The organism is Bacteroides sp. ET225 (genome assembly GCF_024733745.1).
GTDB lineage: Bacteria > Bacteroidota > Bacteroidia > Bacteroidales > Bacteroidaceae > Phocaeicola > Phocaeicola excrementipullorum.
In genome coordinates this window covers 1-25,911 of sequence record NZ_JANRHN010000019.1, presented here as the reverse complement: position 1 = coordinate 25,911, position 25,911 = coordinate 1, and the positions used below count along the sequence as shown (strand labels likewise).

Genomic DNA, 25,911 nt, shown 5'->3' with positions numbered 1-25,911 from the left:
CCCTCAGTCAATCTTTTTTACTCGGAAACCGGTCACCTGCACATGGTTTTCCAGCAGACGGAGGCCGAAGTTTCCGTCACACTGGCCTTCCTTCACGGCATAGCGGAAAAGTTCTTCCCCGTCCACGCTATACGTCGTAACCCCTTCCTCCACACGGATGCGGATATTCATCCAGCGGTTGGGCTTCAGCAGGTGGGCTTCGTCGGTATACTCCTTAATGACGGGACGGGTCACATCATCCTTCGTATCCATGCCCTGTCCGAAATATTCGCGGAAACGGGTCGTTGAGTTATGGTTTCCCCCATAGCCCACATACATCAGCGTGAGCGACTTGTACCGCTGGAAGATTCCCATCCTCCATCCTGCCCGCGCATAAAGGTCGCCGGGATGCAGAGGGTCGTTGGCTCCCCAGAAACAATTCAGGTCACTCAGCCGGTCGCAAGCCCCTCCCTGCATCAGCACACACGCACGATACGCAATCTCGTAATGTCCGGTCAGACGGGGCGTATACCACAAGGTCACCCCTTTCGGCGAAACGATGTCCAGCGTATCGCCCGCCACCTCAATGCTCATCTGCCCGGAATGATCCTCGGCCTTCCAATACTTCAGCGAAACCTGCTGCGCATGGAGGCACGCCGCCGGGCAGCACAACGCCAGAACTCCCGCAAGATTTCTTATCAGATTCTTTTTCATCCCCATGACTTTTACTTGCTACCCCTGCAACTCTTCGCACTCCTTCATCCACAAAGCCGCACTCGCATCGCTCGGCATACGCCAGTCGCCGCGGGGGCTGAGCGACACGGAACCCACCTTCGGGCCGTCGGGCAGGCACGAACGCTTGAACTGCTGAGAGAAGAAGCGTCGGAAGAAGATGGTCAGCCATTTCTTGATGGTTGTACTGTCGTATGTGTTTCGGAAAGCAATCTCGGCCAGGTAATAGATCTTTGCCGGACGCGCGCCGAAACGGAGGAAATGATACAGGAAGAAGTCATGCAGCTCATACGGCCCTACCAGGTCTTCGGTCTTCTGCCTGATGTTTCCGTTCTCGTCCGCCGGAATCAGTTCCGGACTGATGGGCGTGTCGATGATGTCGAGCAGGGTGTTGCGCGAAAGCGTGTCCACGCCGGTCTGCGCCACCCATCCCACCAGGTAGCGCACCAGCGTCTTGGGGATGCTGGCGTTCACCCCGTACATCGACATGTGGTCGCCGTTGTAGGTGGCCCATCCGAGAGCCAGCTCCGAAAGGTCGCCCGTACCGATAACCAGCGCCCCGATCTTGTTCGCATAGTCCATCAGCACCTGCGTGCGTTCGCGCGCCTGGCCGTTTTCGTAGGTCACGTCGTGCACCGACATGTCTTGCCCGATATCCTGGAAATGCTGGATGCAGGCATCCTTGATGCTTATCTCCTTTGCCGTGACCTGCAGCGAAGCCATCAGCGAAAGCGCATTGTTATAGGTGCGGTCGGTTGTTCCGAATCCCGGCATCGTGATGCCCGTAATCCCCTTGCGCGGCAAGCCCAGCTTGTCGAAGGTTTTCACGCACACCAGCAGGGCCAGCGTAGAATCCAGTCCGCCGGAAATGCCCACCACCACGTTCTTGCAGCCGGTATGCACCAGACGCTTGGCAAGGCCTGCCACCTGTATGGAGAATATTTCCTCGCAGCGCTCGTCAAGCTGCCTGCTCCCCGACGGAACAAACGGATGCGGGTCGACGCTCCGGCTCAATGTCAGCTCGCGCGAAGCCACCAGTTCGGCCGACACCCTCAGAGGCTGGCCGGAAGCGTTTGCCCGGACACTGGCGGCAAAAGTGGTGTTTACCAGACGCTCCCCGCGCAGACGCTCCACATCAATCTCGCTCACCACCAGCTGCTCCTCGAACGAGAAACGCTCGGAAGCCGCCAGCAGGTTGCCGTTTTCATAAATCAGACCGTTTCCGGCAAACACCACATCGGTTGTAGACTCTCCGAAACCCGAAGAGGCAAACACATATCCCGCCAGGCATCGCGCCGACTGCTGGGCGAGCAAAGAGCGGAGATAAGCGTGCTTGCTGATATTCTCCGTATCGGCCGACAGGTTGAAGATGATCTCGGCTCCCTTCAGAGCCAGTCCGGAACTGGGCGGTATGGGCGCCCATACATCCTCGCAAATCTCCACGCCGAAGCATGTGTCGGACGTGTCGAAAAGAATGTTCGCGGTGAGCGGAACAAGCTGGCCGCACAGACGGACCGTCGCATTGTCCGGAAGCGTGGAAGCAGAGGCAAACCATCGCTGCTCGTAAAACTCTTTATAGTTGGGAAGATAAGTCTTCGGAACCACACCCAGTATCTTGCCCTTCTGAAACACCACGGCACAGTTCATAAGCACCGGCCCGGCCGTTACGGGCATGCCGACAATGGAAATGATGTCGAGCTGGCGCGTGTTGTTCATCACCTGCATCAGAGCGAACTCAGCCTGCTCGAGCAGCAGGGACTGGGCAAACAGATCGGCGCACGAGTAGCCCGTCAGCGAAAGTTCCGGAAACACCACAATCTGCACGCCCTTGCCGTCGGCAATCACGATCTGCTTCTCTATTTCCTGCGCATTGAACTTGCAGTCAGCAACCTTTACAGAGGGAACGGCTGCCGCAACCTTTACAAAACCATATTTCATATCTACATCTTTTAATGCACAAAAATAAGCAATATTCAGACAACAGGAGCAAAGTTCGCCCTTTTTTCGTCCGCCCGAAGGCGCCCGCATGCAAAGACAAATGATGCCGTCTGATTCCGGCAAAAAAATGACCCGTCATCTTCATCAGTCTTTCCCATCATCCTCATCAAAACAAGCCGTCATCTTCATCAAGATTACACGTCATTTTCAACACCTCCTCCAGCCATATCCGGCAAAGGAAGAAAGCAAGAAAGAAAGTAAAAAAATCAAAAAAAGCAGGCAAGGCTTTGCCAATATAAAAAATCTTTATACATTTGCCATCGAATTAGAATTGTAACAATTACATAATTGAAAGAAGAGATGAACGTTTACGAATACCTGCTTAATTACAATATCAAGCCATCCGTACAACGCATTGCAATTATGGACTATTTGCTCAAGCATGAAACGCATCCGTGTATCGATGAGATTTATATGGCACTGTGCAAAGAGATTCCGACTCTTTCAAAGACTACGGTCTACAACACCCTGAAGCTGTTTGTAGAACACGGAGCCGCAAAGATGCTGACGATTGACGAGCGCAATGCCTGCTTTGACGGAAACACAAGCCTGCACGCACACTTCCTGTGCAGAAGCTGCGGAAAGATTTTCGACATGCCGCTGAAAGAAGAGCTCACCGACACAGACAAGCTGGGCGAAGAAGGATATGTGGTTGAAGAAGTCCACTACTACTACAAAGGAATCTGTCCGGAATGCGCGAAACAGAAGAGCAAGAAAAACTGATTTTGAGTTTTAACTAACTGCAACATAAACTAATAACTTAAACTTTTAGACGTATGAAAAAATTTATCTGTACTGTATGTGGTTACATCTACGAAGGTGAAACAGCTCCTGAAAAGTGTCCGCTCTGCAAGGCTCCGGCATCTAAGTTCAAGGAAATGGAAGAAACCGCCGGCGGACTGACTTTCGCTGACGAACATGTCATCGGCGTTGCCAAAGGCTGCGATGAAGAAATGATCAAGGACCTGAACAACCACTTCATGGGCGAATGCACTGAAGTAGGAATGTATCTGGCCATGAGCCGTCAGGCCGACCGCGAAGGCTATCCCGAAATTGCTGAAGCTTTCAAACGCTATGCTTGGGAAGAAGCTGAACACGCTTCAAAATTCGCCGAACTGCTGGGCGACTGCGTATGGGACACCAAAACCAACCTGGAAAAGCGCATGAACGCTGAATGCGGAGCTTGCGAAGACAAGAAGCGTATCGCTACCCGCGCAAAACAGCTGAATCTGGATGCTATCCACGATACGGTTCACGAAATGGCTAAAGACGAAGCTCGCCACGGCAAAGGCTTCGAAGGTCTGTACAACAGATATTTCAAGAAATAATCACTGTCTGCCAGACATCTGAAAAAAACGCAGGCTGACGCTGAAAACAAACCGATGTGCATACGTCGGGAAGAAGCGCCGGCCTGCGTTTCGCTTTTTTTGCAATCGCCGCCTTCCTTATTTCTTTCTGCGGAACACCAGCCGGTAAACGGTGAGAACCAGATCGACGGCCACAACCAGCCCCCATATTACGAACGCCACGGTAAGCACCGTATTTTCCGGATTCCACAGCATATAGATGCAAGCCAGCGCACACAGATCAACCAATCCGCCCAAAACGCTGGAGCGTGAAAACAACCCTCTTGCCATAATCATTTTCTTTTTTCAGTTATACAACACATTTCAGCAGGCAAAAGTAATGATATTCTCACAAAGAAAAAACAGGATGCGTCAGCGTACTTCCCAATACTTGTCACAGAAGTTCAGATAATCCGGTTCGGGGCGCGTTCCAAACAGCAGGGCATAGAAAGAAGTGCCGCTCAGTTTTGCCTTGCGCACCGACTCCAGAAGCGCATCATCGGCGGGAGGAAGCTCAAAGTCGGAGATAAGCACCACGTCCGAACGCTTCCATCCCTGGTTGCGAAGCATCACCAACGCCTCGCCGACGGCCGGACGTATATCCGTACCTCCGTCAAAGCTGTGCGCAAGAAACTCGGCCAGCATCGGAAGGTCGGTTCTGAAATCGCGCACCAGCAGGGTCTGCACCTCTTCGGCAAAATTGATGACATAGCATCTTCGGTGTGTCTTTTCCACAAGCCTGGCTATGGCAAGCACCGCCGACTTGGCAAGCATCTCTCTCCGTCCCCCCATCGAACCGGAGGTGTCGACACAAACGATAAAAGGCCCTTGCCCGCTCACGGGGTGACGCTCCGAACGGCTCGAACTGTCAACGGCCACCGAACGGCTATCGAACACCTGCAGGCGCTTTTCCACATATTTCCGGAGAAAGACCGGATGGAGCTTCTCGTCCGACAGGCAGCAATATTCTGCCGGAAGCAGGCTGTTCAGGTTATCCCCCACGGTTATTCCTTCAATATCGCTCTGCACGGCATGGCGCACCAGGCTTTCTTTCGATATGCCCGAGAGCGAATCAAACGACATGCGCTCCCCCGCACTCCGCTTTCCAAGCACACGGACCAGCTCGCGGATAGAGGCATTCTTTTCCATCTGCCGCTCGTAAGGAAATATCCTGCGGTAAAGTTCGGGATGATTCAGCATCAGCCACTTGATCCGGGAACCCGGCTGGCTGGCCTCGGTCTTCAGCCCGAAACGCTTGTCGAGCAGGATAAAGCCCCGGCAAAGCTCGTCGATGTGGTGATACTGGTAGTCGTATTCCTTGGCGTTCAGCAGACGATGCCACTTGTCCAGAAAACTCTCCTGCAATTCCTTCCGCTCTTTTCCTGCCTGAGGAAGCATCTCCATCCGCCCGATATAATAGTCTATATCCAGTTCAAACAGCGGATAACGCTTTGCAAATGCCGGCTTCATCCGCTTCATGAAATCCAGCATGGCGGAAGGAGAAAGCGGCTCGCTCTCATAAAACACCTCCCACTCGGGAGTATAGCGCGAGTAGAACTCCTGCAAGGAAGGCGATGTCTTCTGATAATAATCCCACACATACGCTTCCAGCTCGCGCGGAAACACGGTCTGCTCGCGCAAGCAGTCCTCAAGCTTCGCATAGCATTCAGCGCGAAGACGCTCCAAATAGACCGCCTTCAGGTCTTTCAGACGGATATTCCTGATTCTCTTTACGGTAGGCATGCTTCAACTCTTCAAACTCGTTGCGGTAGCGGCCGGCTGCTCCCTGCTGGGCCTGCAACATCCGCACCATCTTTTCTTTTTCTTTTGCGGAAAGGAAAAGGTGCTCCTGGCAATACTGCTGCTCCGCATCCAGCAGGTCCCGGCAGCCGCCTTCCACATTCGAAAGCATCCGGTCCAGATGAATGAACTTTTCCTCTACAGCCTTTTCTGAAATCCCTCCGCTTACGGGGACCGCATCGCCTCCCGGCACACACAACAAAGGATATTCGTAGTCATTGACAAGCACCGACCGGCATCCCCTGCGCAAAGAATAAATCTTCGACTGGGGAACTTTATTCCGCATCGAGGGATCGTATTTCTTCAGTATATAGCAGTTCGTTTTATACTTGTCCTTATGCATATAGAACAGCCTGCCCCTGTCGTTCAGATTCTGATAATCATCGGCAAACAGCAGCAGACGCCCGGGAATGCGCGCTTTCTCTATCTGGTAATAAAAATTGTCGACCAGCTGAAGAGCCGGATCACGGCTTTCATTCAAACCGGAAACGGAAGCCAGCTCACTTTTCAGATTCTCCAGTTCACGGCCCACACTCGCAAGATTCAGCATGTATCCCTCCATGCTTTTCCTCACCGAAGCCATCACCGCCTCCGCAGCCCAGTCAATCTGGTCCGGCTCGCCCCAAAGGCAATGCGCCAGCAGCAGGCAGTCGGACAAACGGACCGTATCCGATCCGTTCAGAAAGGCAGAAGCCCGCATCAGCCTGACCAGCTTTTTCCACCGCCGGTCGGACACATACAGATAAGGCACTCCCGACGCATCATTCTCGATACGTCCGTTGTATTCTTCGATCTGCTCGCGCAGCAGATGGATAACCTCCAATACAGAATAATGTACCTTTATCTCCGAAATGCGCCGCTGCCATTCCGCATATTCTTCCCTGTCTACCGGCAGATCCTCCGGAACAACCGGCTCGCTCTCGTCCGAAGAAAGAACCATCCGGTCGAAGTCGGACACGTCTTCCACCCCTCCCACAAGCAGACGGATCAGGAAACGGTCATACAACGCCTCCAGTCCCTGCCCCTGTGCCGGAAGTTCATTCGAAGCCGCTATCAGTCCCTTCAATGGAATGCGGAGCAGATTGTTTCCGTTACGGTAGACTTTCTCGTTAATGACTGTCAGCAAAGCGTTCTGAATGGCAGGTCCCGCTTTCCATATTTCATCAAGAAACACTACATCAGCCGTCGGAAGATAGCCCTCTGTTACCCGCTCATACTTGTCCAGGTCCTTCAGCCTGGAGATAGACACCGGACCGAAAATCTCGTCGGGAGTACTGAAACGGGACATCAGGTATTCAAAAGCCGCGCCATGACGGAAAGCCAGTTTAAGCCGGCGCGCCACCATACTCTTCGCCACGCCCGGAGGACCGAACAGAAAGATGCTCTCGCCCGCCATAGCCGATAAGAAAGACAAGGCAATGACATGCTCTTTTCCATACACCCGCTCATTCAATACTTCCAGCAATTGCCGGACACGAACTCTCAACGTTTCCATTTGACATAAATTGAAGGAGTCATCTTCTTTTGATGGAGCAGGACACTGCACGTCTGAAGCACCACAGACAGGATAATCAGTCCCAGTCCGAAATAAAAGCTCGCGCCCAGATCCTTTGCTTCATGAAAAATAATCATAGCCCCGATGATGCTATAGATAGGCTCCAGATTGTAGCTCAAATTGACCGTAAAGGCCGAAACCTTCTTCAGCACCTGAATCTGCAGGATGTAAAGCACAACCGTACAGACGGATGCAAGACAAAACAGATAAACGAAATCCTTCATCTCGGGCACAATCGTCCCTACCGGGAAATAATGCAGATAGAAGGGCAACACGCACGATATGCCGACAAATCCGCCTGCCATCTCATAAAGCAGCATGGTGCTCGAGGTATATCCCACCGAAACCTTCTTGTTGACAATGGTGAACAAAGAGGCCAAAGCGGATGAAACCACTCCCATGCAGATGCCCAAGCGGTAGCGCGTATCAAAATGAAATATCAGCACAATTCCCATCACCGCAACCAGGCTGAACAGAATCTCGCGCACAGATATGCGGTGGCGGTTGATTGCCGGCTCGAACAAGGCCGTAAAAATGCTCATAAGCGAAAGGCATACCACGCCGATAGAAACATTCGAGGCCTTGATGCTCCCGTAAAAGAAAAGCCAGTGCGCCGAAAGCAGCAGCCCCACACCGCCTATCTTCAGAACATCGCGGAGCGTCACCTTGCGAAGCTTCTTCCACACGGCAAGCAAAACCGCAAACATCAGCGAGGCAAGCATCATCCGATACCACACGAGCAGCGCCTCGTTCAAAGTGATCAGCCTTCCGAATATTCCCGTTCCTCCGGCTATCAGAATAGAAAGATGAAGTTTGACAAAAGCTTCTTTCATACCCTAACACAGTTTAAACTAAAGGGCTGCACCAAATACAGATTGATACAGCCCTTTTTCTATCAAATGATAAGTCTAATTCTAAAATCGAGCGGCATTAGAGCGGCATGTTGCCGTGCTTCTTCGGCGGATTGCTCTGGCTCTTGTTCTGAGTCATCTCCAAAGCCTGAATCAGCTTGAAGCGTGTATCCTTCGGAAGAATGATTTCGTCGATATATCCCTGTTCAGCCGCACGGTACGGGTTAGAGAACTTTTCCTTATAGTCTTCGATGGCCTGTGCCTTTTCCTCGGGCGTCGCCTTGCGGTAAAGAATGTTCACGGCACCGTCTGCACCCATCACGGCAATTTCTGCCGTAGGATATGAGAAGTTCACATCCGCACCGATCGGCTTGCTGTTCATCACGATATAGGCGCCGCCATAGGCCTTGCGCGTAATCACTGTGATTTTAGGCACGGTTGCCTCGGCATAGGCATAGACAATCTTCGCACCGTGACGGATGATTCCGTTGTGCTCCTGCGCACATCCCGGAAGGAAGCCCGGAACATCCTCGAACGTAACGATAGGAATATTGAAACAGTCGCAGAAGCGGATGAAACGTGAAGCCTTGTCAGAAGCGTCGATATCGAGCACACCTGCCAGATAAGCCGGCTGATTGGCTACAATACCTACCGAACGTCCGCCCAGACGTGCAAATCCCACCACAATGTTCTTTGCAAAATGCGGCATCACCTCGAAGAAATACTGGTTATCTACAACCGGCTCGATGATGTTCTTGATGTCATACGGCATATTCGGATCGTCCGGAATGACAGACATCAGCGATTCGTCGGCACGGCGGACATCATCTGTGCATGGAACCATCGGCGCATCTTCCATGTTGTTTGAAGGAAGGAAGCTAAGCAGTTCGCGGATGCTCATCAGAGTTTCCTCTTCCGTATCGCAAAGAAAATGAGTCACGCCGCTTTTGCTGCTGTGCGTATAGGCACCGCCCAGTTCCTCTTTGTCGACTTCTTCGTGTGTCACGGCCTTTACCACATCCGGGCCGGTAATGAACATGTGGCTCTTTTCCTTCACCATGAAAATGAAGTCGGTCAGGGCCGGAGAATAACATGCGCCTCCCGCACACGGTCCGAGAATGGCCGAGATCTGCGGAATGACACCCGAGGCAATGGTGTTCTGATAGAAAATGGAAGCATATCCGGAAATGCTGCCGACACCTTCCTGAATGCGTGCGCCTCCCGAATCGTTCAGAGCGATGACCGGAGCACCGTTCTTCAAGGCCAGTTCCTGCACCTTCACAATCTTTTTTGCACCGGTTGTGCTCAGCGTGCCGCCGAATACGGTGAAATCATATGCATACACATACACCAGCCGCCCGTCGATTTTTCCATAGCCGCAAACGATGCCGTCACCGGGAATGTGCTTCTTATCCATTCCGAAATCAGAACAGTGATGAACTACGAATTTGTCTATTTCATTGAAAGTGCCCTTGTCGAGCAACATGTCAATCCGTTCACGTGCGGTCATGTGACCGTTTGCGTGCTGTTTTTCCACACGCTCCACACCGCCGCCTTGCGAAGCCAGCTTGTCAAGCTCCTCAAATTTCTTATATTGTTCTTCTGCTGTCATAATTATTCTTCGTCTTTATTTATCACATCCAGAGTCATGATCACCTGGTTGCTGTTTACTGAATCACCTTCATTCACCAAGATTTCCTTCACCGTACATTCGCTGTTCACCTTGTAGTTGCTCTGCATTTTCATGGCTTCGATTACAGCTACGATGTCGCCCGCTTCCAGACGGTCGCCCACCTTTACGGGGATCTTGACCACTTTTCCCGGCATGGGCGAAACAATCTTGTCCTGCTGTTTTTCTTCGCCACCTTTGCGCATACGCAAATACTTGGCTTGAGAATCGATAATGTCGATGTTATACGACTGATAATGGGCATTGACGGTATAACTCTTTCCGCCGTCCTTGCGTATAAGTTCGGCATTATACGATTTGCCGTTATGAAGGATAGAGCAGCTTCCGTTCTCAGCCATCACAATGTCTACATCGTAAGGAACGCCGTCGATTGTAAGCTGTACCTTGTTTCCTTCCTTGTTGACCAATGACACATCAGCCACTCTGTCACCTATATGTATTTCCATAATTTCCTGCTTTATTTAGATTCTCAATACACCCTTCTTCAAGCCAAACTCACGCCAGCGGCTGATCGGACGGTTGTCCGTAGAAGCCGTCTTGTTTTCTTCGAGGTTCATCAAATAATCGATGTAGGCCGCAATCATCGCGATGTTTTCAGTTTCCTCCTCCTTCTTGTTAGCCCACTTGCGGAGTATATCCTGATGCTTGGGTATAAACAGCGTATCATAACGGCCTTCCACAAAATCGGGCACGTTCATGATATGGCGGAGGTATCCGATATTGGTTTTCAATCCTGTGATCTTGTATTCATAAAGCACACGGCGCATCCGCTCGATGGCGAACTGGCGGGTTGTGGCCCACACAATCAGCTTGCCGATCATCGGATCATAATAAATAGGGATTTCGTAGCTCTCATACACATAGCTGTCGATGCGCACGCCGATGCCGTTCGGTTCAATCAGCTGACGGATAACGCCCGGCGAAGGCATGAAGTTATTTTCCGAGTCTTCGGCGCAGATGCGGCATTCGATCGCATGTCCGCGCTGCACCAGCTCTTCCTGCTTAAGATGAAGCGGCTCGTTGTTGGCAATGCGGAGCTGCTCTTTCACCAAATCCACGCCAAGCACTTCTTCCGTAATCGGGTGCTCCACCTGCAAACGAGTGTTCATTTCAAGAAAATAAAAGTTGCGGTGCTTGTCGACGAGGAATTCGATTGTGCCTGCTCCCTTGTAATGTACGGCTTTGGCGGCCGCCACGGCAGCCTCTCCCATCTTCTGTCGCAGTTCGGGAGTTACAAAAGGCGAAGGAGTTTCTTCAACTATTTTCTGATTGCGCCGCTGAATGGAGCATTCGCGCTCGTAAAGATGGATTGCGTTTCCAAAGTTGTCCCCCAAGATCTGGAACTCGATATGGTGCGGCTCTTCTACAAACTTTTCCAGATAAACAGTATCGTCACCGAACGATGACATGGATTCCGAACGGGCCGTATTGTATGCCTCTTCCACTTCGTCCTCACTGTGAATCAGACGCATGCCTTTTCCGCCTCCTCCCATGGAAGCCTTCAGCATTACGGGATAGCCGATGCGGTTGCAGATTTCTTTCGCCTCTTCAACGCTCTGCAAAGGCTGCTCTGTGCCGGGAACCACCGGAACGCCTGCAGCAATCATGTGCTTGCGGGCAGAAATCTTGTCCCCCATCGCATCCATCGTTTCCGGATCCGGACCAATGAAGATGATGCCTTCCTGACGGCAGCGGCGGGCGAACTCTGAATTTTCCGACAGAAATCCATACCCCGGATGGATGGCGTCCACTCCATGACGCTTGGCCGCCATGATAATCTTGTCGATGTTCAAGTAACTTTCGCGAGATGCCGCCGGGCCTATCAGACAGGCTTCATCCGCATAAAGTACGTGGCGGGCTGTCCTGTCGGCCTCAGAGAAAACTGCAACGGTGCGGATGCCCATTTCGCGGCACGAACGCATCACACGCACAGCTATTTCACCACGATTAGCGATCAATACTTTGTGTATCATGCTTTATGTTTTAGTTATTACTTCCGTTTGACAATCCGGCACGAACTCTTCGGCCGGACAAAGCCGCTTGCGCCAGACAAATCGGCACAGCAACCTTAAATCTGTGCAAAAATAACAAAAAAAGAAACATCAGTCCAAAGAACGGCCTTTTTTTTGCCGAAAGGGATGTTTTTATCTTCAAAAACACGAAGAAAACCGACAGAAGGAAAAGCATATACAGGAAACGCAAACTCCAGTTTGCAAACAACGGCAGCAACCGGCAGACAAAATGACCGCTCATCTTGCTCAAGACGGGCGGTCATTTTCGGCAATACGGGCGGTCATCTTGCCCATTATGTGGGGCAAATCCGTCACTTGGTTCTTTTCACGGTGTGAATCACCTTTCCCTCCTTGTCTATCATGTGCAGACAGAGTTCATTCTTGTCGAGCGTGATGAGCGAAAAGCCGGAAGCGTCGCTGCAGAACTGTGTTCCCTCAACCGGCTTCACCTTGCGGCTCAGCGAGCCCGAAGTGTTCACAACATAGTCAATCCCGCTTCCGGGCATGCGTATGTGCTGGAAGTTATGGATGTGTCCGCAAAGATACATGTCGACATTCTTATGCTTGCGGAGAAGCGAGTCGACACGCTTCTGCATATCCGTCCGTTCCGAATCATTCTTGTCCGTATCCGCATAAATGGGATGGTGGCCTACCACAAGCACCCAGTCCTCCTTTGCAGCCGTAAGCACCGAATCAAGCCAGGCCAACTGTTTGTCGACGTCCTGCAGATGCGCGTCCGGATATTTTTCCGTGTCTTTACGGTATTTGTCGAGCAAGGGAGGGGTGTCAATCATCACCAGGCGCAATGTCGCTCCATCCTCCTCCATCGTTTTCGTATAATAACGCCCGGCTATCTGCCAGCGTGCACTTACACCTGCATAGTCAAGCACGGCCTGCGTATTTCCCCGGTACTCGTGATTTCCAAGAATCGGATACCAAGGCAACATCAGATCCGGGTGGCTGTAAATAAGCTCATAGTTGGTCATCCACAAAGGGTCATCCACACTGCGCACTCCTTCGAAATGATGCACATCGCCGGCGGCAACCACAAATTCAATGTCTATGGTTTCAGCCATCTTCCCCATCAGTTCCGCAATCGGTTTCTGGTCGTAATATCCGTTACGTCCCAAATCGTTAGCCAGATAGAAATTCAAAGGCTTTTCAAGCGGTTTCCAGTCGGCTGGTGTCTGTGCGAAAACGGAAAGCGCAAACAAGGCTACTCCTAAAGTGCTTAAAGTTCTTTTCAATGAAATCATAATAAAAACTGTTTAAATGTTATTTTCGTTTTGTCGTGGCAAAGTTGAATCCGAAAACTGAAATAAATATGAAATACTCTCAGCCGCCACGAAAAAAACAGATTAAAAAAGCCCGGATGCTTTTATCAATAGATCCGGGCTTCCAAAGAAATGAATGTATATCAGCTGTGTCTCAAAAAGAGCCTGAATTTATTCGCCGTAAGCACCATAATGGCTTTGAACCGCCGGAGAAGTGTAGTTTTCTCCGTTAATGGTCAGACCAGTCGTGCCGAAAAGCGGAGTTGCAAATGATTCGGAAGCGCCAGCCGCACCGTTCAAAGCCGGAGAACCTGCTTTCAGATGGAAATCCCATGCGCTATCGTATACATAGCCGGTCAATGCCACGGCATTGATGTCGAAGTTCACGAACTGAGGGTCTTTCAAGTCATTTTCTTTGGCAATGACACTATGCACATCAACCACTCCCGTGTTATAGTCTTCGTGGTCGTAGTTATATCCCTGCCAAGCGTATGCCACACCGCTTTCGTCCTCACCGTCATATACGATGTCACTCTGCTGATTGCCCGAAGCGTAGAAATTGTAGTCAATTACGGATTTGTTATCATATCCTTCTTCCGGATTGTTCGGAATATCAAAGCTCGGAGTCATGGCGCGGAACTTGCAGTTCACCATCAAGTTGTTGAACACATTGGCAAGCGCGTTCTTTTCCACATACACGCAACCGCCTTTTTCTCCGTCACGTCTCCATCCGGCATTGATGATGGTGTTGTTGTATGCCTGAATCAACGCCTGACCACGGTTTCCGCCCTGACCGGAGCTCGACAACTTCAAGCCGTTGGTATTCGGGCTGAACATCACGTTTCCAGCCACGTCAACCTTGCATCCGGCCTTCACGTTCACAGCCTCAGCGCCATCGTATCCGTTGGCGGCAAACAAGTTGTTGGCTATGATGCCCTCACCGCCCATCATGTAGATACCATCCGACCAGCCGTTACGCAGAACGGAGTTGATGATGACATACTTGCCGTTAATGTTGTTGGTAGTAATCTGCGGATAAGCATCGTCACCGGCCGTATAAACACCGTTTGTCGCGGCAGGAGAACCTTCCACAACCTGACCTCCCGTATACTCAATGATGGTATGGTCAATCAGCATTTCGCCGCAAGTCTCGGAAGCAACGATACCGCCCCACAAGCCAGCAAAGATGTTTTCCTCAGTCCGTTCCTCTTCGGAAACAGAGAACAGAACGGGTTTCTCCGCCGTACCCTCACAATACAGGTTTCCGTTTACCGTAAATTCAATGGCCGCATGGTTGGCTCCTACGCCTTTGGAACTAGCGATAATCTGCGCGCCTTCCTTGATAACCAAAGTCTTTCCTTCGGGAACCACATAATGGTCCGTCAAGTTGACCACCGTATCAGCAGGCCAAACCACCGTATTGGTATTGTTCCACTGATCTGCCAAACTGGTTGATTCTCCGGGCTGTTCACCTTCCGGATCTTTAGGCGGAGTCTGCGGTTCATTTTCATCGTCACTACAAGCAGCAAAGAATGACAAAGCCATCAAAGCCGCACCCATGAATAAATACTTCTTGAAATTCATAATTTGAAAAATTAAGATGTTAGTCAATATGTCGTTCAGTTTGTTTTTCCTTAAAGTTTATATCTCACACCCAGCATGATGGTCTGTCCATGCCATTCCTTGCGCTCGATTACATTGCCTTTATGCCGTTCATAATTGAGCCCTTCCGTGCTGGGACCTTTCTGGACATATCTCAGCAAGGGCACATCCAGCAGATTGGAAGCCTTTGCAAAGATGCTCACTCCTTTCTTGAAGCTCTTCTCCACGGAAGCGTCCAGCTGGAAATATCCGTCCTCCCAAATATCGTTATCGTACCAGTTGGAAATGTCGCTCAGACGTTTTCCGGTATAGCTTCCGGCAAGCTGGCCTTCCCACCCGCGCTTGGCATCCTTGAACAGGAGAGAAAGGTTGGCCACATGCGCAGCCTGTCCGAACAAAGGCCGGGACTGCTTTCTTGTCTTGACCTCAGAGCCGTCCATATAACGTTTGTCTGTAGTAATCTTGGAATGCGTATAAGTATAGTTAGCCTTGATGCCGAACCAGTTGAAATACTTCATAACATCCACCTCCACACCCATGTTCGTGGCATCGCCCAAGTTCATCGGCTGGTAATAAGTGTCCTGCCCGGAGCTTACCAGACTGTATTCAATCGGATTCTGGATATGCTTGTAGAACAAACCGACCATAAACTGTTCGGACGATTTCGGAAAGAACTCATACCGCAAATCCACATTGTCGGCCACGGTATGCTTCAAGTCCGGATTACCTTTTTCCTTATAATCCTCGTTGATAATACTGTAAGGCACGATTTCGAAAAAGCTCGGACGGTTGATGGCACGGGCATACGAGAAGCGCAGGTTCGCGTTCTCATGCACGTTGTATTTCGCATGGAAGCTGGGCAACACGTCCGTATACTTCTGGCTGCCTTCCGGATCCACATCACGCGGGAACTTCAACACATACCCCTGATTGGTATGCTCCACTCGTACGCCTGCAATCAGCTCCCACTTCGGGAACGTATACTTCACCATACCGTAGCCGACCCCTATCTTCTCCGAAGCGTCATAGTTCAACGGATCTCCAATGTTGCCATATCCGCGCATGGCCGGCGTAAACACGATTTCATCGAAATTATACCAGTCTTCATTGATATATTGCGGATCTCTACCCGTACCTGAATCGAAAGTATACTCATTGAAGAAGCTGTCGCGCTTCTTATCACGGTACATGCCTCCGACAGAGAAGTCGAAAAACGATTCATCCTTCAAACTCCATTTGTAGCTCAAATCCACATAGCCCGCCTTGTCCTTGTCCGAATTGTGCTCCCAACGGCGGGTGGCGGCTCCGGAAGTCTGGACATGAGATCCCTGCATGAATATATCCGCATTGTCGGGAGTTTCGCTGTATGCCTTGGAAATTACCGCCGACCAGTTCAGTTTCAGCCTGCCGTCTTCAAGGAACTGATGTTCGCCTTTCAGTGTCGAGTTGATGATGTACTGACGATTCCACTTCATACGTACGGCACGCTCCTTGTCATCCTCCCCGTCACGTACCTCTGCCTCGCGCATATCCATATAGCCGTTATACCATGTCAGCTTGTGATTTCCGTTGATATGATAGTCCAGTTTGGCATGTGCGCCGATACGGGTCTGCTGGGACGAATAGTTACGGTATTCGATACCGTTATGAGTCACACCCGGCTGATAATAGAGCTGGCTTTCTTTTCCTCTATAGGTATTCAGATAACTTCCGGCAAGCATCACTCCCAGCTTGTTCCCGAAAAAGCGGTCGCCATAAGACAGACTGGCGGTCAGGTCGGGAAGCGGCTTCTTCCATTTCATGCGCAGATTGGAGGAAGTGAAATTGTCCTGTGTTACTTTATAATCCTCCGGCTTCCCCATCGCTTCGTAGGGCGACTTTTTCACTATCTCCCCGTAGTTGAACGACTGGAAGTCACGACCGAAATACATCGCGTTATAACCCGTCGAAATACTTGCCGTAAACTGACGTTCAGCCGGCGCATCCTTCATCACCAGATTGACCGCACCGCCAATGCCGTCACCTTCCATATTGGCAGTCAGCGACTTCGTTACCTCCAGACGGTCAAGCATCTCCGAAGGGAAGATATCGAGCGGAACAAACCGGTTTTTATTGTCCGGGCTCGGAATCTTCACTCCGTTTACCAATGTATAATTATAGCGCTTGTCCATGCCTCGGAGGATGGCATACTGACCTTCGCCGCTGCTGTTGCGTTCGATCGTCACTCCCGACATACGCTGGATGACATTAGCTACGGTGATATCCGGCGAAAGCTCGATTGCCTTTGCGCTCATCACGTTCACCACGTTCATCGCCTTGCGCTCAATGGCACGTGCGCCGGCCTCTGTCCGGCCCGGATTGGAAGCCACCACCGTCACTTCGCCCAAAGCCACCTCATCCGTATTCAATGGAATCTCTATTTCTTTACTCTTTGAATCGACGGTTACTTCATAGTTCTTATAACCGATATAAGAACAAACCAACGTATATTTGTTCCTGTTGACGGACAAATTGAAACTGCCGTCCAAACCCGTCACCGTCCCCTTGCCCGGTTCCTCTTTCACCATCACCGAAGCACCGATAATTTCTTCCCCGGTCCGTGCATCCTTTATTTTTCCCTTAACGACTCCGGCCTGCACGCTGGCTGATGCCAATAAAAACATCACAGCAATAAATCTAGCTTTCATTCTTTATCTTTTTATTTCGACGCAAAGGTATCAGTATGGGTTTTCAACATAATTACGCAAATGTGTCTTTTGGATTACGCCCATATTACTTTCATATTACAGCATACTTGGCTTTTACCCGCCTGAAGAAAGGCGAGAGCCGCGAAACCGCTGAGTTACCAGCATTTTCGCGGCTCTCGCCCGATTTCGACAGAAGCGCATTCCCCTCCGCCACCTTCCCGGCTTTTATGTCAGGGAAGCACAATGGATTCTATCAGTTCCATCCAATATTTTTTCACGTCCTCCCAATGATAATAAGGAGCTTTGTCGGTTTTGACAGGCAAAATGACCTCACGCTCATTCAAAAGCGCTTTCATCAGAATGTCGTCATTGTCTTTCTTGCGGTAGAACACCAGCTGCACATTGCCACACATCGGAATGATCCGATAAGTGCGGTAAGTATCAGCGATTTTCTCCCAGTCTGTTGTGGCTGTTGTCAACTGATTCATTCCCATCAGTGCGGCCAAAGGCGCCAGGTTCGTATCGTGACCGAAACGAAGCGAAACTGCATTTTTCCCCGACGCAATCACCGTATCTGCGGTTTCGATGAAATTTCGCAGCAAATTTCTTTCCAATTTATACATGCAGGCATCGCTCAACGGAGAAGGCCCCTTTTCATAATACCATTCAAAATTGTTGCGCTGCCACATGTCATAAAGCTCGTCTTCCGTAAACAAGAAGCCCAGATCCGGCTGGCTGTAACTGCTCTGGCTGATTCCGTGAAGTTCAAACAGATCCGCCATCAGTTTTTTCGCGTCGATATTCTCCGCCACATAAACAGAATCGTTAAAAAGCTGCTTCATCAACCTCTCCGGATGAATGTAGACACTGTCGGCCGCACGGTATACCGAATCGACATTTTCCATGTGCAACGCTTCATAGAGCGGATTCTTATACTTTATATACCAGGCATCGTGTTCGCTTGTTTCAGTCGTGATGTTCAGTTTCGGGTTCAAGCCTTTCAACTCCACACAGGCTGCTGCCATCGAAAGAAAAGCGCGCGTCTTGTAAGTGGACCTTGCATCCACATGAATCCCATCTTCAAACACCTGCGGATAATTGGCATACATTCTGTCCACCAGCCTGCGATGCTGTTCAGCCCCTTTCGGAGTCAGTTCGCCATAACGCCCCTCGGCCTCCTCCGCCAACGAAACGACCATTTTCAACGCCCGTCTGCCGTCCGGTGTAAGCCGGCCTTCATCTCCTGCTTTCAGAAGCGCCTGCATCGGCTGCACGTATTTCTTTTCCTTGGTAAGATAGCGTGAACCGTGGCGCGCAAACGAAGAAATATAGAACGGTTCATATCCGGCCGGTGCCGGTGCATACTTTGTCTGCGGCTCCTGATAAGCATAATACTTTCCGGCAGCCAAAGCCGGATTCTGCCGGATTTCATCACGAGCGCTCTGCCCCGCCACTCCCAACGGGAAAACGAGCAAAGCCAAGGCCAGCAACCTTCCTTTCATCTGAATAAACTCAACCATTATCTTTGTAGTCCATAAAATTTCCGGCGAAAATAAAGCATTTCAGTCTTGCGCGGCATTCTTTCCCGGATAAAAAAGACATCCGGAATTCAAATGAAACACAAATGAAATCCGAATGTCATTGATTTGAGATGCTTCAGACAGAAAACGAATCTCCGTTCATGCTCACCATTTCCTGAAGAATAGCCACCGCATCCTTCACTGTAGTTACATGCTGCACAACCATGCTTCGTTTTCCGTTCTGTTCCCTCAGATTGCAATACCGCGGATTCTTCGACATGTATTCGATTACCTTCCCGAAAGACCTGCTCTGGTAATAAGGACTCTCCAGGTTGCTGACAAAATAAAGAGTCATCTTGCCAGCTTTAAGAATCACCTTTTCCACACCCAGACGCTTTGCCAGCCGCCGCAGGGGAACAATGCGGATAAGCTCTTCCCCTTCCGGAGGAATCTGTCCGAAACGGTCTACCAGCCGCACCTTGAATTCATCCACATCCTTGTCAAGCTCCAGCTTGTCCAGTTCGCGGTAAACCAGCATACGCTCGCTGCTGCTGGGAATATATTCGTTCGGGAAAAGCAGTTCCAGGTCGCTCTCCACCGTACACTCGTCAACAAACTCTTCGCCGCTGATCTTCTCTTCGCCGGCTTTGATTTCATCCGCATACAGGTCGGCAAACTCTTCGTTCTTCAGTTCCGTAACCGCTTCTGCCAGAATCTTCTGATAGGTTTCATAGCCCAAATCGGCGATAAATCCGCTCTGTTCGGCTCCCAGCATATTTCCTGCGCCACGGATATCCAGATCCTGCATGGCAATGTGAATGCCGCTTCCCAAATCGCTGAAGTTTTCAATCGCCTGAAGACGCCGTTTCGCTTCGGGGGTCAGGCTCGACAAGGGAGGAGCCAGCAAATAGCAGAATGCCTTCTTGTTGCTTCGCCCCACACGTCCGCGCATCTGATGCAGGTCGCTCAAGCCAAAGTTCTGCGCCTGATTAATAATAATGGTATTGGCATTCGGTATATCAATTCCACTTTCAATGATTGTCGTGGCAAGAAGCACGTCGTAATCATAGTTCACGAAATCAAAAATAATCTTTTCCAGTTCCTCAGGCTGCATCTGCCCATGACCGATGCACACCCTGCAGTCCGGGATGTTCCGCTGAATCATTGCCTTCAGTTCCGGAAGATTCTGAATGCGGTTGTTCACGAAAAACACCTGACCGTTGCGGCTCATCTCAAAATTAATGGCGTCAGCGATGATTCCTTCATTGAAGGTATGCACTTCGGTCTGAATCGGATAGCGGTTGGGAGGAGGAGTCTGGATAACCGAAAGGTCGCGCGCTCCCATCAGCGAAAACTGCAACGTGCGCGGAATCGGCGTGGCAGTCATGGTCAGCGTATCTACGTTCACCTTCATCTGGCGGAGCTTTTCCTTCACGCTCACCCCGAATTTCTGCTCCTCGTCGATGATCAGCAGGCCAAGATCCTTAAACTTCACACTCTTTCCGATTATTTTATGCGTTCCGATGAGTATATTGACTTTTCCGTCGGCCAGCTCCTTCAAGATGCGGCTTGTATCCTTGGCCGTACGGGCGCGGCTCAGGTATTCTACGGTGCAAGGCATGTCTTCCAGACGTTTCTTGAATGTCTGATAGTGCTGGAAAGCCAATACGGTGGTAGGCACAAGCACCGCCACCTGCTTGTTGTCGGCCACAGCCTTGAACGCTGCACGGACAGCCACTTCTGTCTTTCCGAATCCCACATCTCCGCAGACCAGACGGTCCATAGGCCGGTCACTCTCCATGTCAGCCTTTACTTCCTGAGTAGCTTTCAGCTGATCGGGCGTATCTTCATACAGGAAGCTGGCTTCCAGTTCATGCTGCAGAAAGCTGTCGGGACTGAAATGAAAACCTTTTTCCTGCTTGCGCTGGGAATAAAGCTTGATAAGGTCGCGGGCAATGTCCTTGATCTTCGTCTTTGTCCGCTCTTTCATCTTCTCCCATGCACCCGTACCCAGCTTGCTGATACGGGGCTGTTCGCCTTCCTTTCCCTTGTATTTCGAAATCTTATGCAACGAATGGATAGAAACGAACACAACATCGTCATTCTGATAAACCAGCTTGATAACCTCCTGCGTGGTGTTTCCGTTCGGCACACGCACCAGTCCCGCAAACTTCCCGATCCCGTGGTCGATATGCACCACATAATCACCCGGCTCAAACATATTCAGTTCCTTAAGCGAAAGAGCCACCTTTCCACTCCGCGCCTTGTCGCTCCGGAGGCTGTATTTATGGAAACGGTCAAAAATCTGATGGTCGGTAAAAATGCAGCAGCGCAATGTATGATCGATAAATCCTTCGTGCAACGTGCGGTCTACAGGTTCAAACGCAATCTTGTCGCCCCGCTCCTGAAAGATGTCCTTCAGACGGTCGGTCTGCTTCACGCTGTCCGAACAAATGTAAATCCGATATCCGCGCTGCAAATAATCAGTCAGCGAACCCGACACCAGATCAAAGTTCTTGTGAAAGATAGGCTGCACGGAAGTTTCAAACTTCAGCGAAGCCTGAGGCGTACCAAGTGCCTTGTGTCCGAAATCAATCCGCCTGAACTCCAACGCACGGACACAGAACTCACCTCCGTCGACAAGTTGCTTTTCAAGTTCCTTCAGCCCGTCCTGCTCACCTTCATAAGCGGCCAGAGCCTGCGGAGAAAATGCCTCCTCATACACGGTCTGAATCCGCTCCTTCAGCCAGACGAAGTCCTTTACCCACAACACCGCATCCGCCGGAATGAAATCAAGAAAACAGATGTCTCCTCCAGACGCTGCAGAAAGTTCGGGCACAATGCTCACCGCATCCTTTTTTTCCTTGGAGAGCTGCGAGTCCACCTCAAACGTACGTATGCTGTCGATTTCATCTCCAAAAAAATCAACCCGATAAGGATATTCGGACGCAAACGAATACACATCCAGGATGCTTCCTCTCAAAGCGAACTGCCCCGGCTCGTATACATAATCCACATGCTCAAAACCGTGTCCGGCCAGCTCCTCCATTATTTTCCCGGTTGCAATATGCTGCCCGACCTTAAGCGCGATCGTTTTGTCGCTCAGCACCTTCTGCGACACCACCTTTTCTGCCAGCGCATCCGGATAAGTGACCACCGTAACCGGCTCGTTCCGTTCAAACGCTCCCAGCACTTCGGTACGCAGGATTTCGTTCGCCGCATCTTTCTGGCCGTACTTGATGGCTCTGCGGTACGATGAAGGGAAAAACATAGTCTGCCCTTCCCCGTTCACCTGCACGATATCGTGATAAAAATACCCGGCTTCTTCCAGATTATCCAATACAAACACATGAACGCCCGCATTCCGCCTGGTAAAAGCGGAAGCGAACAGCGACGCGCACGAACCGTGCATCCCGTCTAAAAATATCGTTCTTATTTCTTTGTTATCCAACAATGATGCCAGCCCCGACAAATTCGGATGACCGGCATACACCTTTTGAAGTTCCGTTATACCCATTGTTCTATAGATAGATATGCAAAATTACAAAATAATTGCTATTTTTGCAGTGATTGTAAATGATAATTTTCTTATTGAAACAACTCATGTATAAGGACATCATTCAGCTTCTCGACCAAAAACGACTGAAAGAAGCTTTCGCGCAACTTGGTTCACTGGCTTCCGAAACAAACAACTGGACTCTGACATCCGAAGTGGAAACGCTGCAGAACACCTACGGATATATGCTGCAATATGCCGCTCAGGGAACAGAAGACCCGCAGCAGGGAAAGATGTATGCGCATTTGTACCGCAAAGGATATGAACTGGCAGACCGGGCGGAATTCATCAGACAGCAATCCGCCTCAAAAGGATTCTTCGCAACAAAATGCCGGACTTTCAAACAGACGGCAGTCCATTCGTTCCAGGAAATCGGAATGACACTGGAAACCAATGCGGAAGATTTGAGCGTCACTCCGCTGATGCTCGCTGAAAACGCAGACAAAAACAGCGAACTGAAAAAGCTTTACAAGCAAAAGGAAAAGGCTACAGACGAACTCTTCGACAAGATATGGACATCTGCCCACTGGACTGACGAAGAAGCGAAAGAGGCTTCCGCCTTGCTGGATTCCCAACTTATACCGGCCAACTCGCTGGCTGTCATGGTGAGTGCCGCGACGTTAAGCCTGCTGCAACTGTTTGACCCTCAGAAGTTACAGTTTCTTTTGCTTGCCTACCGGAAGCGTACGGAAGCCGTCGTTTCACAACGCGCGCTTGCCGGCATACTGCTCACGGCATATTATCAGGAAAAGCGGCTTTCTCTCTATCCGGAACTGACAGCCGCACTGACGATACTGGGTGACAACGCGCAGACCGTACAGCAGCTTCACGACATACAGATTTTGTTTCTGCTGTCCAGAGAAACGGAAAAAATCGGAAAAAGGATGCGCGAACAGATCATTCCAAAGATGATGCGAAACCCCAGGCTGAGAAAAACCGACTTTAAAATCATCGACATAGAAGATCTGGAAGACAAAAATCCGGAATGGGAAAAAGAAATGCAGCAGATAAGCGACGAGATACAGCAGCTGGGCGAGCTCCAGATGGAAGGGGCCGACACGTATATGAGCACTTTCTCGCAACTGAAAAGCTATGCTTTTTTCGGACAGGCGGCACACTGGTTCTACCCGTTCGACAAGCAAACGGCCGACATTGCCGACCTGTTTGCCGACAACGACATAAGCGACAAGTCGCTCTTGAAGATGCTGCTCGAATCACCCATTTTCTGCAATTCAGACAAATATTCGTTCTGCCTCACACTCTTCTCGCTGCCCAAGCTGCAAATCGATGCGCTGAGGTCGCAGATCGGATCGCAAAGCGAAGTCATGGAAGAAAACCTGGACAAGCTGGCCGGAGAAACAAGCAGCCGGGACAAAGCCAACATCATCAGCCGGCAATACATCCACGACCTCTACAGGTTCTTCAAGCTGTGGATGTACAGAAGCGAACAGCACGACATTTTTGCCGACGAACTGGCTTTCTGGAAATCTCCTTTCCTCAACCGCCTCATCCTGCAAAACGAACGGAGAAAGCAGATAGCGGACTATCTTTTTGCCAAAGACTATTTTCCAGAAGCCTCGGAACTGTATGAAGAACTGGTGCAGTCTAATCCCGAAGAAGCGGGAAGCTGGCAGAAGCTGGGATTCTCCTATCAAAAAATGGAAAGATATGAGGACGCTATCAACGCCTATCTGCAAGCAGACATTGTGAAGCCCGACCATATATGGACTCTCAAGCACCTGGCCCAATGCTACAAGCGGACCCATAACTTTGAAAAGGCGCTGGAATATTTCTACCGCGTGGAAAGCATCCAGCCTGACAACCTGAACCTGCTGCTCCAAATCGGGCAATGCCTGGCAACCTTGCGCAACTACGACAAGGCGCTGCAATATTTCTTCAAGGTGGAATACCTTGACCGCACGCCGGCCAACGCACAGCGCGCCATAGGCTGGTGCTACTTCATGACCGGGAAACACGCAGAAGCGCTGCGGTTCTTCGAGAAACTGATACAGGCTTCCGACGCGCAGATTTCCGACTGGCTGAATACGGGCCACGTCTATCTGGCCATGCACCAGATACCCAAGGCGCTGGAATGTTACCGACACGCGGAAAAGCAGTCCAAGAGCCACGACGAATTTATGAAAATCTACCTCGCAGACAAAGATGCGCTGCTTGAACAGGGAGTGACAGAAGAAAGCGTCTACCTGATTCCGGACTTGCTGCTGTAACGCCAAGAGCCACAGCAAAACAGGACAAACACACGCCGCGTTTCCAAAGAATGCGGGCCGCAAACTCAATCGCATAAAAAAGAATCTTCATCTTTAACCTAAAGATGTGTATCTCCAGCTTGGAGATATGTATCTTTAGGCTGAAGATTTGCATCTCCAGGCTGAAGATAAAGAATCCGCCGCCACACTCCCGCATTTCTTCCGTCGCACACCCCGGCCTGACTGAGGCTCTGCCGGCAGAGCGAACGGGACAAAAGCGGGCGTTCAGCCTCAAAAAAAATACGACCGCAATAGCCTTCCGTTGCAAAAAAATTATATTTTTGCACTATAACTAATACTGATACGCTATGAACGAGCACTATGTTATCAATTTGGGCCGCCAACTGGGAAGCGGCGGAAAAGAAATAGGTGAAAAGCTGGCGAAAAAGCTGGGCATTTCTTTCTATGACAAGGAGCTGATAAACCTGGCTTCAAAAGAAAGCGGACTTTGCAAGGAATTTTTTGAAAAGGCCGACGAAAAAGCTTCGCAAACGATTCTGGGAGGACTGTTCGGCACCCGTTTTCCTTTTATCACCGAAGGTGCCTATCCATATAACTCATACCTGAGCAACGATTCGCTCTTCAAGATCCAGAGCGATGTGATACGCAAGCTGGCGGAAGAGAAATCGTGCCTGTTTGTAGGACGGTGCGCCGACTACATCCTGCGCGACCATCCGCGCTGCGCGAACGTGTTCGTGTCTGCCGCACCCGAAGCACGCATCGAACGCCTGATGAAACTGCATGACATTACGGCAGACGAAGCCGAAGAACTGATGGAAAAGGCCGACAAGAAACGTTCATCCTATTACAACTATTACAGCTATAATACATGGGGAGCCGCAGCGACCTATCATCTCTGCATTGACTCTTCCGTGCTGGGCATCGACGGAACCGTTGACTTCATCAAACAGTTCGTAACAATGAAACTGAAACTTTAAGGCCGATCGGAGCATACCGCAACAGGAAAAAGCCGCAGCCGTGATGAAACCGTCCTGCAAGAAAAAAAGGACGCATATCATCGCGGCTGCGGCTTTGATTTTAT

At 50.4% G+C, this 25,911-nt stretch carries 20 protein-coding genes; 5 read left to right on the top strand and 15 right to left on the bottom strand.

Going from position 1 to position 25,911, the window contains the following annotated elements; all coding sequences use genetic code 11:
• Positions 1-3 precede the first annotated feature (3 nt).
• The gene (locus tag NW212_RS09390) at positions 4-693 is read right to left on the bottom strand and encodes a DUF6250 domain-containing protein (protein ID WP_258338392.1); all 690 of its coding nucleotides are present in this window, start codon (positions 691-693) and stop codon (positions 4-6) included.
• A gap of 18 nt (positions 694-711) precedes the next feature.
• Complete coding sequence (locus NW212_RS09385) at positions 712-2,649, bottom strand: NAD(+) synthase (protein WP_258338391.1); 1,938 nt, start codon at positions 2,647-2,649, stop codon at positions 712-714.
• A gap of 88 nt (positions 2,650-2,737) precedes the next feature.
• Between NW212_RS09385 and NW212_RS09380 the strand changes: the two genes are divergently transcribed.
• The 3 genes from NW212_RS09380 to NW212_RS09370 are packed head-to-tail and all read left to right on the top strand — an operon-like array spanning position 2,738 to position 4,037.
• On the top strand, positions 2,738-2,986 hold the full coding sequence (locus NW212_RS09380; RefSeq protein ID WP_258338390.1) for a hypothetical protein: 249 nt from the start codon (positions 2,738-2,740) through the stop codon (positions 2,984-2,986).
• A 23-nt stretch (positions 2,987-3,009) separates the two neighbouring features.
• Positions 3,010-3,432, top strand: a complete 423-nt coding sequence (locus tag NW212_RS09375) for a Fur family transcriptional regulator (protein ID WP_258338441.1) — start codon at positions 3,010-3,012, stop codon at positions 3,430-3,432.
• 53 nt (positions 3,433-3,485) lie between these two features.
• Entirely contained in the window at positions 3,486-4,037 is a 552-nt protein-coding gene (locus NW212_RS09370) for an NADH peroxidase (protein ID WP_258338389.1), read from the top strand.
• A 117-nt stretch (positions 4,038-4,154) separates the two neighbouring features.
• Here the strand turns inward: NW212_RS09370 and NW212_RS09365 are convergent, their stop codons facing one another.
• From NW212_RS09365 to mfd, 13 genes are all read right to left on the bottom strand, one after another.
• On the bottom strand, positions 4,155-4,346 hold the full coding sequence (locus tag NW212_RS09365) for a hypothetical protein (RefSeq protein ID WP_258338388.1): 192 nt from the start codon (positions 4,344-4,346) through the stop codon (positions 4,155-4,157).
• 81 nt (positions 4,347-4,427) lie between these two features.
• Positions 4,428-5,798 carry a VWA domain-containing protein gene (locus NW212_RS09360; protein ID WP_258338387.1) on the bottom strand — a complete coding sequence of 457 codons (1,371 nt, stop codon included), beginning with the start codon at positions 5,796-5,798 and terminating at the stop codon, positions 4,428-4,430.
• Positions 5,722-7,350, bottom strand: a complete 1,629-nt coding sequence (locus NW212_RS09355) for an AAA family ATPase (protein ID WP_258338386.1) — start codon at positions 7,348-7,350, stop codon at positions 5,722-5,724. Before NW212_RS09355 ends, NW212_RS09360 begins: the two co-directional genes overlap by 77 nt.
• A complete protein-coding gene (locus NW212_RS09350; protein WP_258338385.1) occupies positions 7,338-8,243 on the bottom strand; it encodes a DMT family transporter in 906 nt (301 codons plus the stop codon). The genes NW212_RS09355 and NW212_RS09350 overlap by 13 nt, the downstream gene beginning before the upstream one ends.
• A gap of 97 nt (positions 8,244-8,340) precedes the next feature.
• Positions 8,341-9,873 (bottom strand): acyl-CoA carboxylase subunit beta, encoded by a 1,533-nt coding sequence (locus NW212_RS09345; protein ID WP_258338384.1) that lies wholly within the window; start codon positions 9,871-9,873, stop codon positions 8,341-8,343.
• A gap of 2 nt (positions 9,874-9,875) precedes the next feature.
• Complete coding sequence (locus tag NW212_RS09340; RefSeq protein WP_258338383.1) at positions 9,876-10,397, bottom strand: biotin/lipoyl-containing protein; 522 nt, start codon at positions 10,395-10,397, stop codon at positions 9,876-9,878.
• A 15-nt stretch (positions 10,398-10,412) separates the two neighbouring features.
• Positions 10,413-11,924: an acetyl-CoA carboxylase biotin carboxylase subunit gene (gene accC / locus NW212_RS09335; protein ID WP_258338382.1), complete on the bottom strand. Its 1,512-nt coding sequence runs from the start codon at positions 11,922-11,924 to the stop codon at positions 10,413-10,415.
• A gap of 95 nt (positions 11,925-12,019) precedes the next feature.
• Positions 12,020-12,226, bottom strand: coding sequence for a hypothetical protein (locus NW212_RS09330; protein WP_258338381.1), 207 nt, complete (start codon positions 12,224-12,226; stop codon positions 12,020-12,022).
• A 48-nt stretch (positions 12,227-12,274) separates the two neighbouring features.
• Positions 12,275-13,219, bottom strand: coding sequence for a metallophosphoesterase (locus NW212_RS09325; protein ID WP_258338380.1), 945 nt, complete (start codon positions 13,217-13,219; stop codon positions 12,275-12,277).
• 189 nt (positions 13,220-13,408) lie between these two features.
• Positions 13,409-14,821 carry a hypothetical protein gene (locus tag NW212_RS09320; RefSeq protein ID WP_258338379.1) on the bottom strand — a complete coding sequence of 471 codons (1,413 nt, stop codon included), beginning with the start codon at positions 14,819-14,821 and terminating at the stop codon, positions 13,409-13,411.
• A gap of 50 nt (positions 14,822-14,871) precedes the next feature.
• Complete coding sequence (locus tag NW212_RS09315) at positions 14,872-17,526, bottom strand: TonB-dependent receptor domain-containing protein (protein ID WP_258338378.1); 2,655 nt, start codon at positions 17,524-17,526, stop codon at positions 14,872-14,874.
• Positions 17,527-17,756: 230 nt separating this feature from the next.
• Positions 17,757-19,046: a histidine phosphatase family protein gene (locus NW212_RS09310; RefSeq protein WP_258338377.1), complete on the bottom strand. Its 1,290-nt coding sequence runs from the start codon at positions 19,044-19,046 to the stop codon at positions 17,757-17,759.
• Positions 19,047-19,182: 136 nt separating this feature from the next.
• Positions 19,183-22,563, bottom strand: coding sequence for a transcription-repair coupling factor (gene mfd / locus NW212_RS09305; protein ID WP_258338376.1), 3,381 nt, complete (start codon positions 22,561-22,563; stop codon positions 19,183-19,185).
• 86 nt (positions 22,564-22,649) lie between these two features.
• On the opposite strand from mfd, the gene NW212_RS09300 reads away from it, so the two are divergent.
• Together NW212_RS09300 and NW212_RS09295 are read left to right on the top strand one after the other, a co-directional pair.
• Entirely contained in the window at positions 22,650-24,830 is a 2,181-nt protein-coding gene (locus NW212_RS09300; RefSeq protein ID WP_258338375.1) for a tetratricopeptide repeat protein, read from the top strand.
• A gap of 347 nt (positions 24,831-25,177) precedes the next feature.
• Positions 25,178-25,807 carry an AAA family ATPase gene (locus NW212_RS09295; protein ID WP_258338374.1) on the top strand — a complete coding sequence of 210 codons (630 nt, stop codon included), beginning with the start codon at positions 25,178-25,180 and terminating at the stop codon, positions 25,805-25,807.
• Positions 25,808-25,911: the final 104 nt, after the last annotated feature.

What these genes read in the sequence shown, in the direction of transcription:
- NW212_RS09350 (WP_258338385.1), bottom strand. Translation starts at nt 8,243, where the DNA reads ATGAAAGAAGCTTTTGTCAAACTTCATCTTTCTATTCTGATAGCCGGA.
- NW212_RS09345 (WP_258338384.1), bottom strand. Translation starts at nt 9,873, where the DNA reads ATGACAGCAGAAGAACAATATAAGAAATTTGAGGAGCTTGACAAGCTG.
- mfd (WP_258338376.1), bottom strand. Translation starts at nt 22,563, where the DNA reads ATGGGTATAACGGAACTTCAAAAGGTGTATGCCGGTCATCCGAATTTG.
- NW212_RS09315 (WP_258338378.1), bottom strand. Translation starts at nt 17,526, where the DNA reads ATGAAAGCTAGATTTATTGCTGTGATGTTTTTATTGGCATCAGCCAGC.
- NW212_RS09295 (WP_258338374.1), top strand. Translation starts at nt 25,178, where the DNA reads ATGAACGAGCACTATGTTATCAATTTGGGCCGCCAACTGGGAAGCGGC.
- NW212_RS09365 (WP_258338388.1), bottom strand. Translation starts at nt 4,346, where the DNA reads ATGGCAAGAGGGTTGTTTTCACGCTCCAGCGTTTTGGGCGGATTGGTT.
- NW212_RS09385 (WP_258338391.1), bottom strand. Translation starts at nt 2,649, where the DNA reads ATGAAATATGGTTTTGTAAAGGTTGCGGCAGCCGTTCCCTCTGTAAAG.
- NW212_RS09320 (WP_258338379.1), bottom strand. Translation starts at nt 14,821, where the DNA reads ATGAATTTCAAGAAGTATTTATTCATGGGTGCGGCTTTGATGGCTTTG.
- NW212_RS09310 (WP_258338377.1), bottom strand. Translation starts at nt 19,046, where the DNA reads ATGGTTGAGTTTATTCAGATGAAAGGAAGGTTGCTGGCCTTGGCTTTG.
- NW212_RS09370 (WP_258338389.1), top strand. Translation starts at nt 3,486, where the DNA reads ATGAAAAAATTTATCTGTACTGTATGTGGTTACATCTACGAAGGTGAA.
- NW212_RS09375 (WP_258338441.1), top strand. Translation starts at nt 3,010, where the DNA reads ATGAACGTTTACGAATACCTGCTTAATTACAATATCAAGCCATCCGTA.
- NW212_RS09355 (WP_258338386.1), bottom strand. Translation starts at nt 7,350, where the DNA reads ATGGAAACGTTGAGAGTTCGTGTCCGGCAATTGCTGGAAGTATTGAAT.
- accC (WP_258338382.1), bottom strand. Translation starts at nt 11,924, where the DNA reads ATGATACACAAAGTATTGATCGCTAATCGTGGTGAAATAGCTGTGCGT.
- NW212_RS09300 (WP_258338375.1), top strand. Translation starts at nt 22,650, where the DNA reads ATGTATAAGGACATCATTCAGCTTCTCGACCAAAAACGACTGAAAGAA.
- NW212_RS09330 (WP_258338381.1), bottom strand. Translation starts at nt 12,226, where the DNA reads ATGACCGCCCGTCTTGAGCAAGATGAGCGGTCATTTTGTCTGCCGGTT.
- NW212_RS09360 (WP_258338387.1), bottom strand. Translation starts at nt 5,798, where the DNA reads ATGCCTACCGTAAAGAGAATCAGGAATATCCGTCTGAAAGACCTGAAG.
- NW212_RS09340 (WP_258338383.1), bottom strand. Translation starts at nt 10,397, where the DNA reads ATGGAAATACATATAGGTGACAGAGTGGCTGATGTGTCATTGGTCAAC.
- NW212_RS09325 (WP_258338380.1), bottom strand. Translation starts at nt 13,219, where the DNA reads ATGATTTCATTGAAAAGAACTTTAAGCACTTTAGGAGTAGCCTTGTTT.
- NW212_RS09390 (WP_258338392.1), bottom strand. Translation starts at nt 693, where the DNA reads ATGAAAAAGAATCTGATAAGAAATCTTGCGGGAGTTCTGGCGTTGTGC.
- NW212_RS09380 (WP_258338390.1), top strand. Translation starts at nt 2,738, where the DNA reads ATGCAAAGACAAATGATGCCGTCTGATTCCGGCAAAAAAATGACCCGT.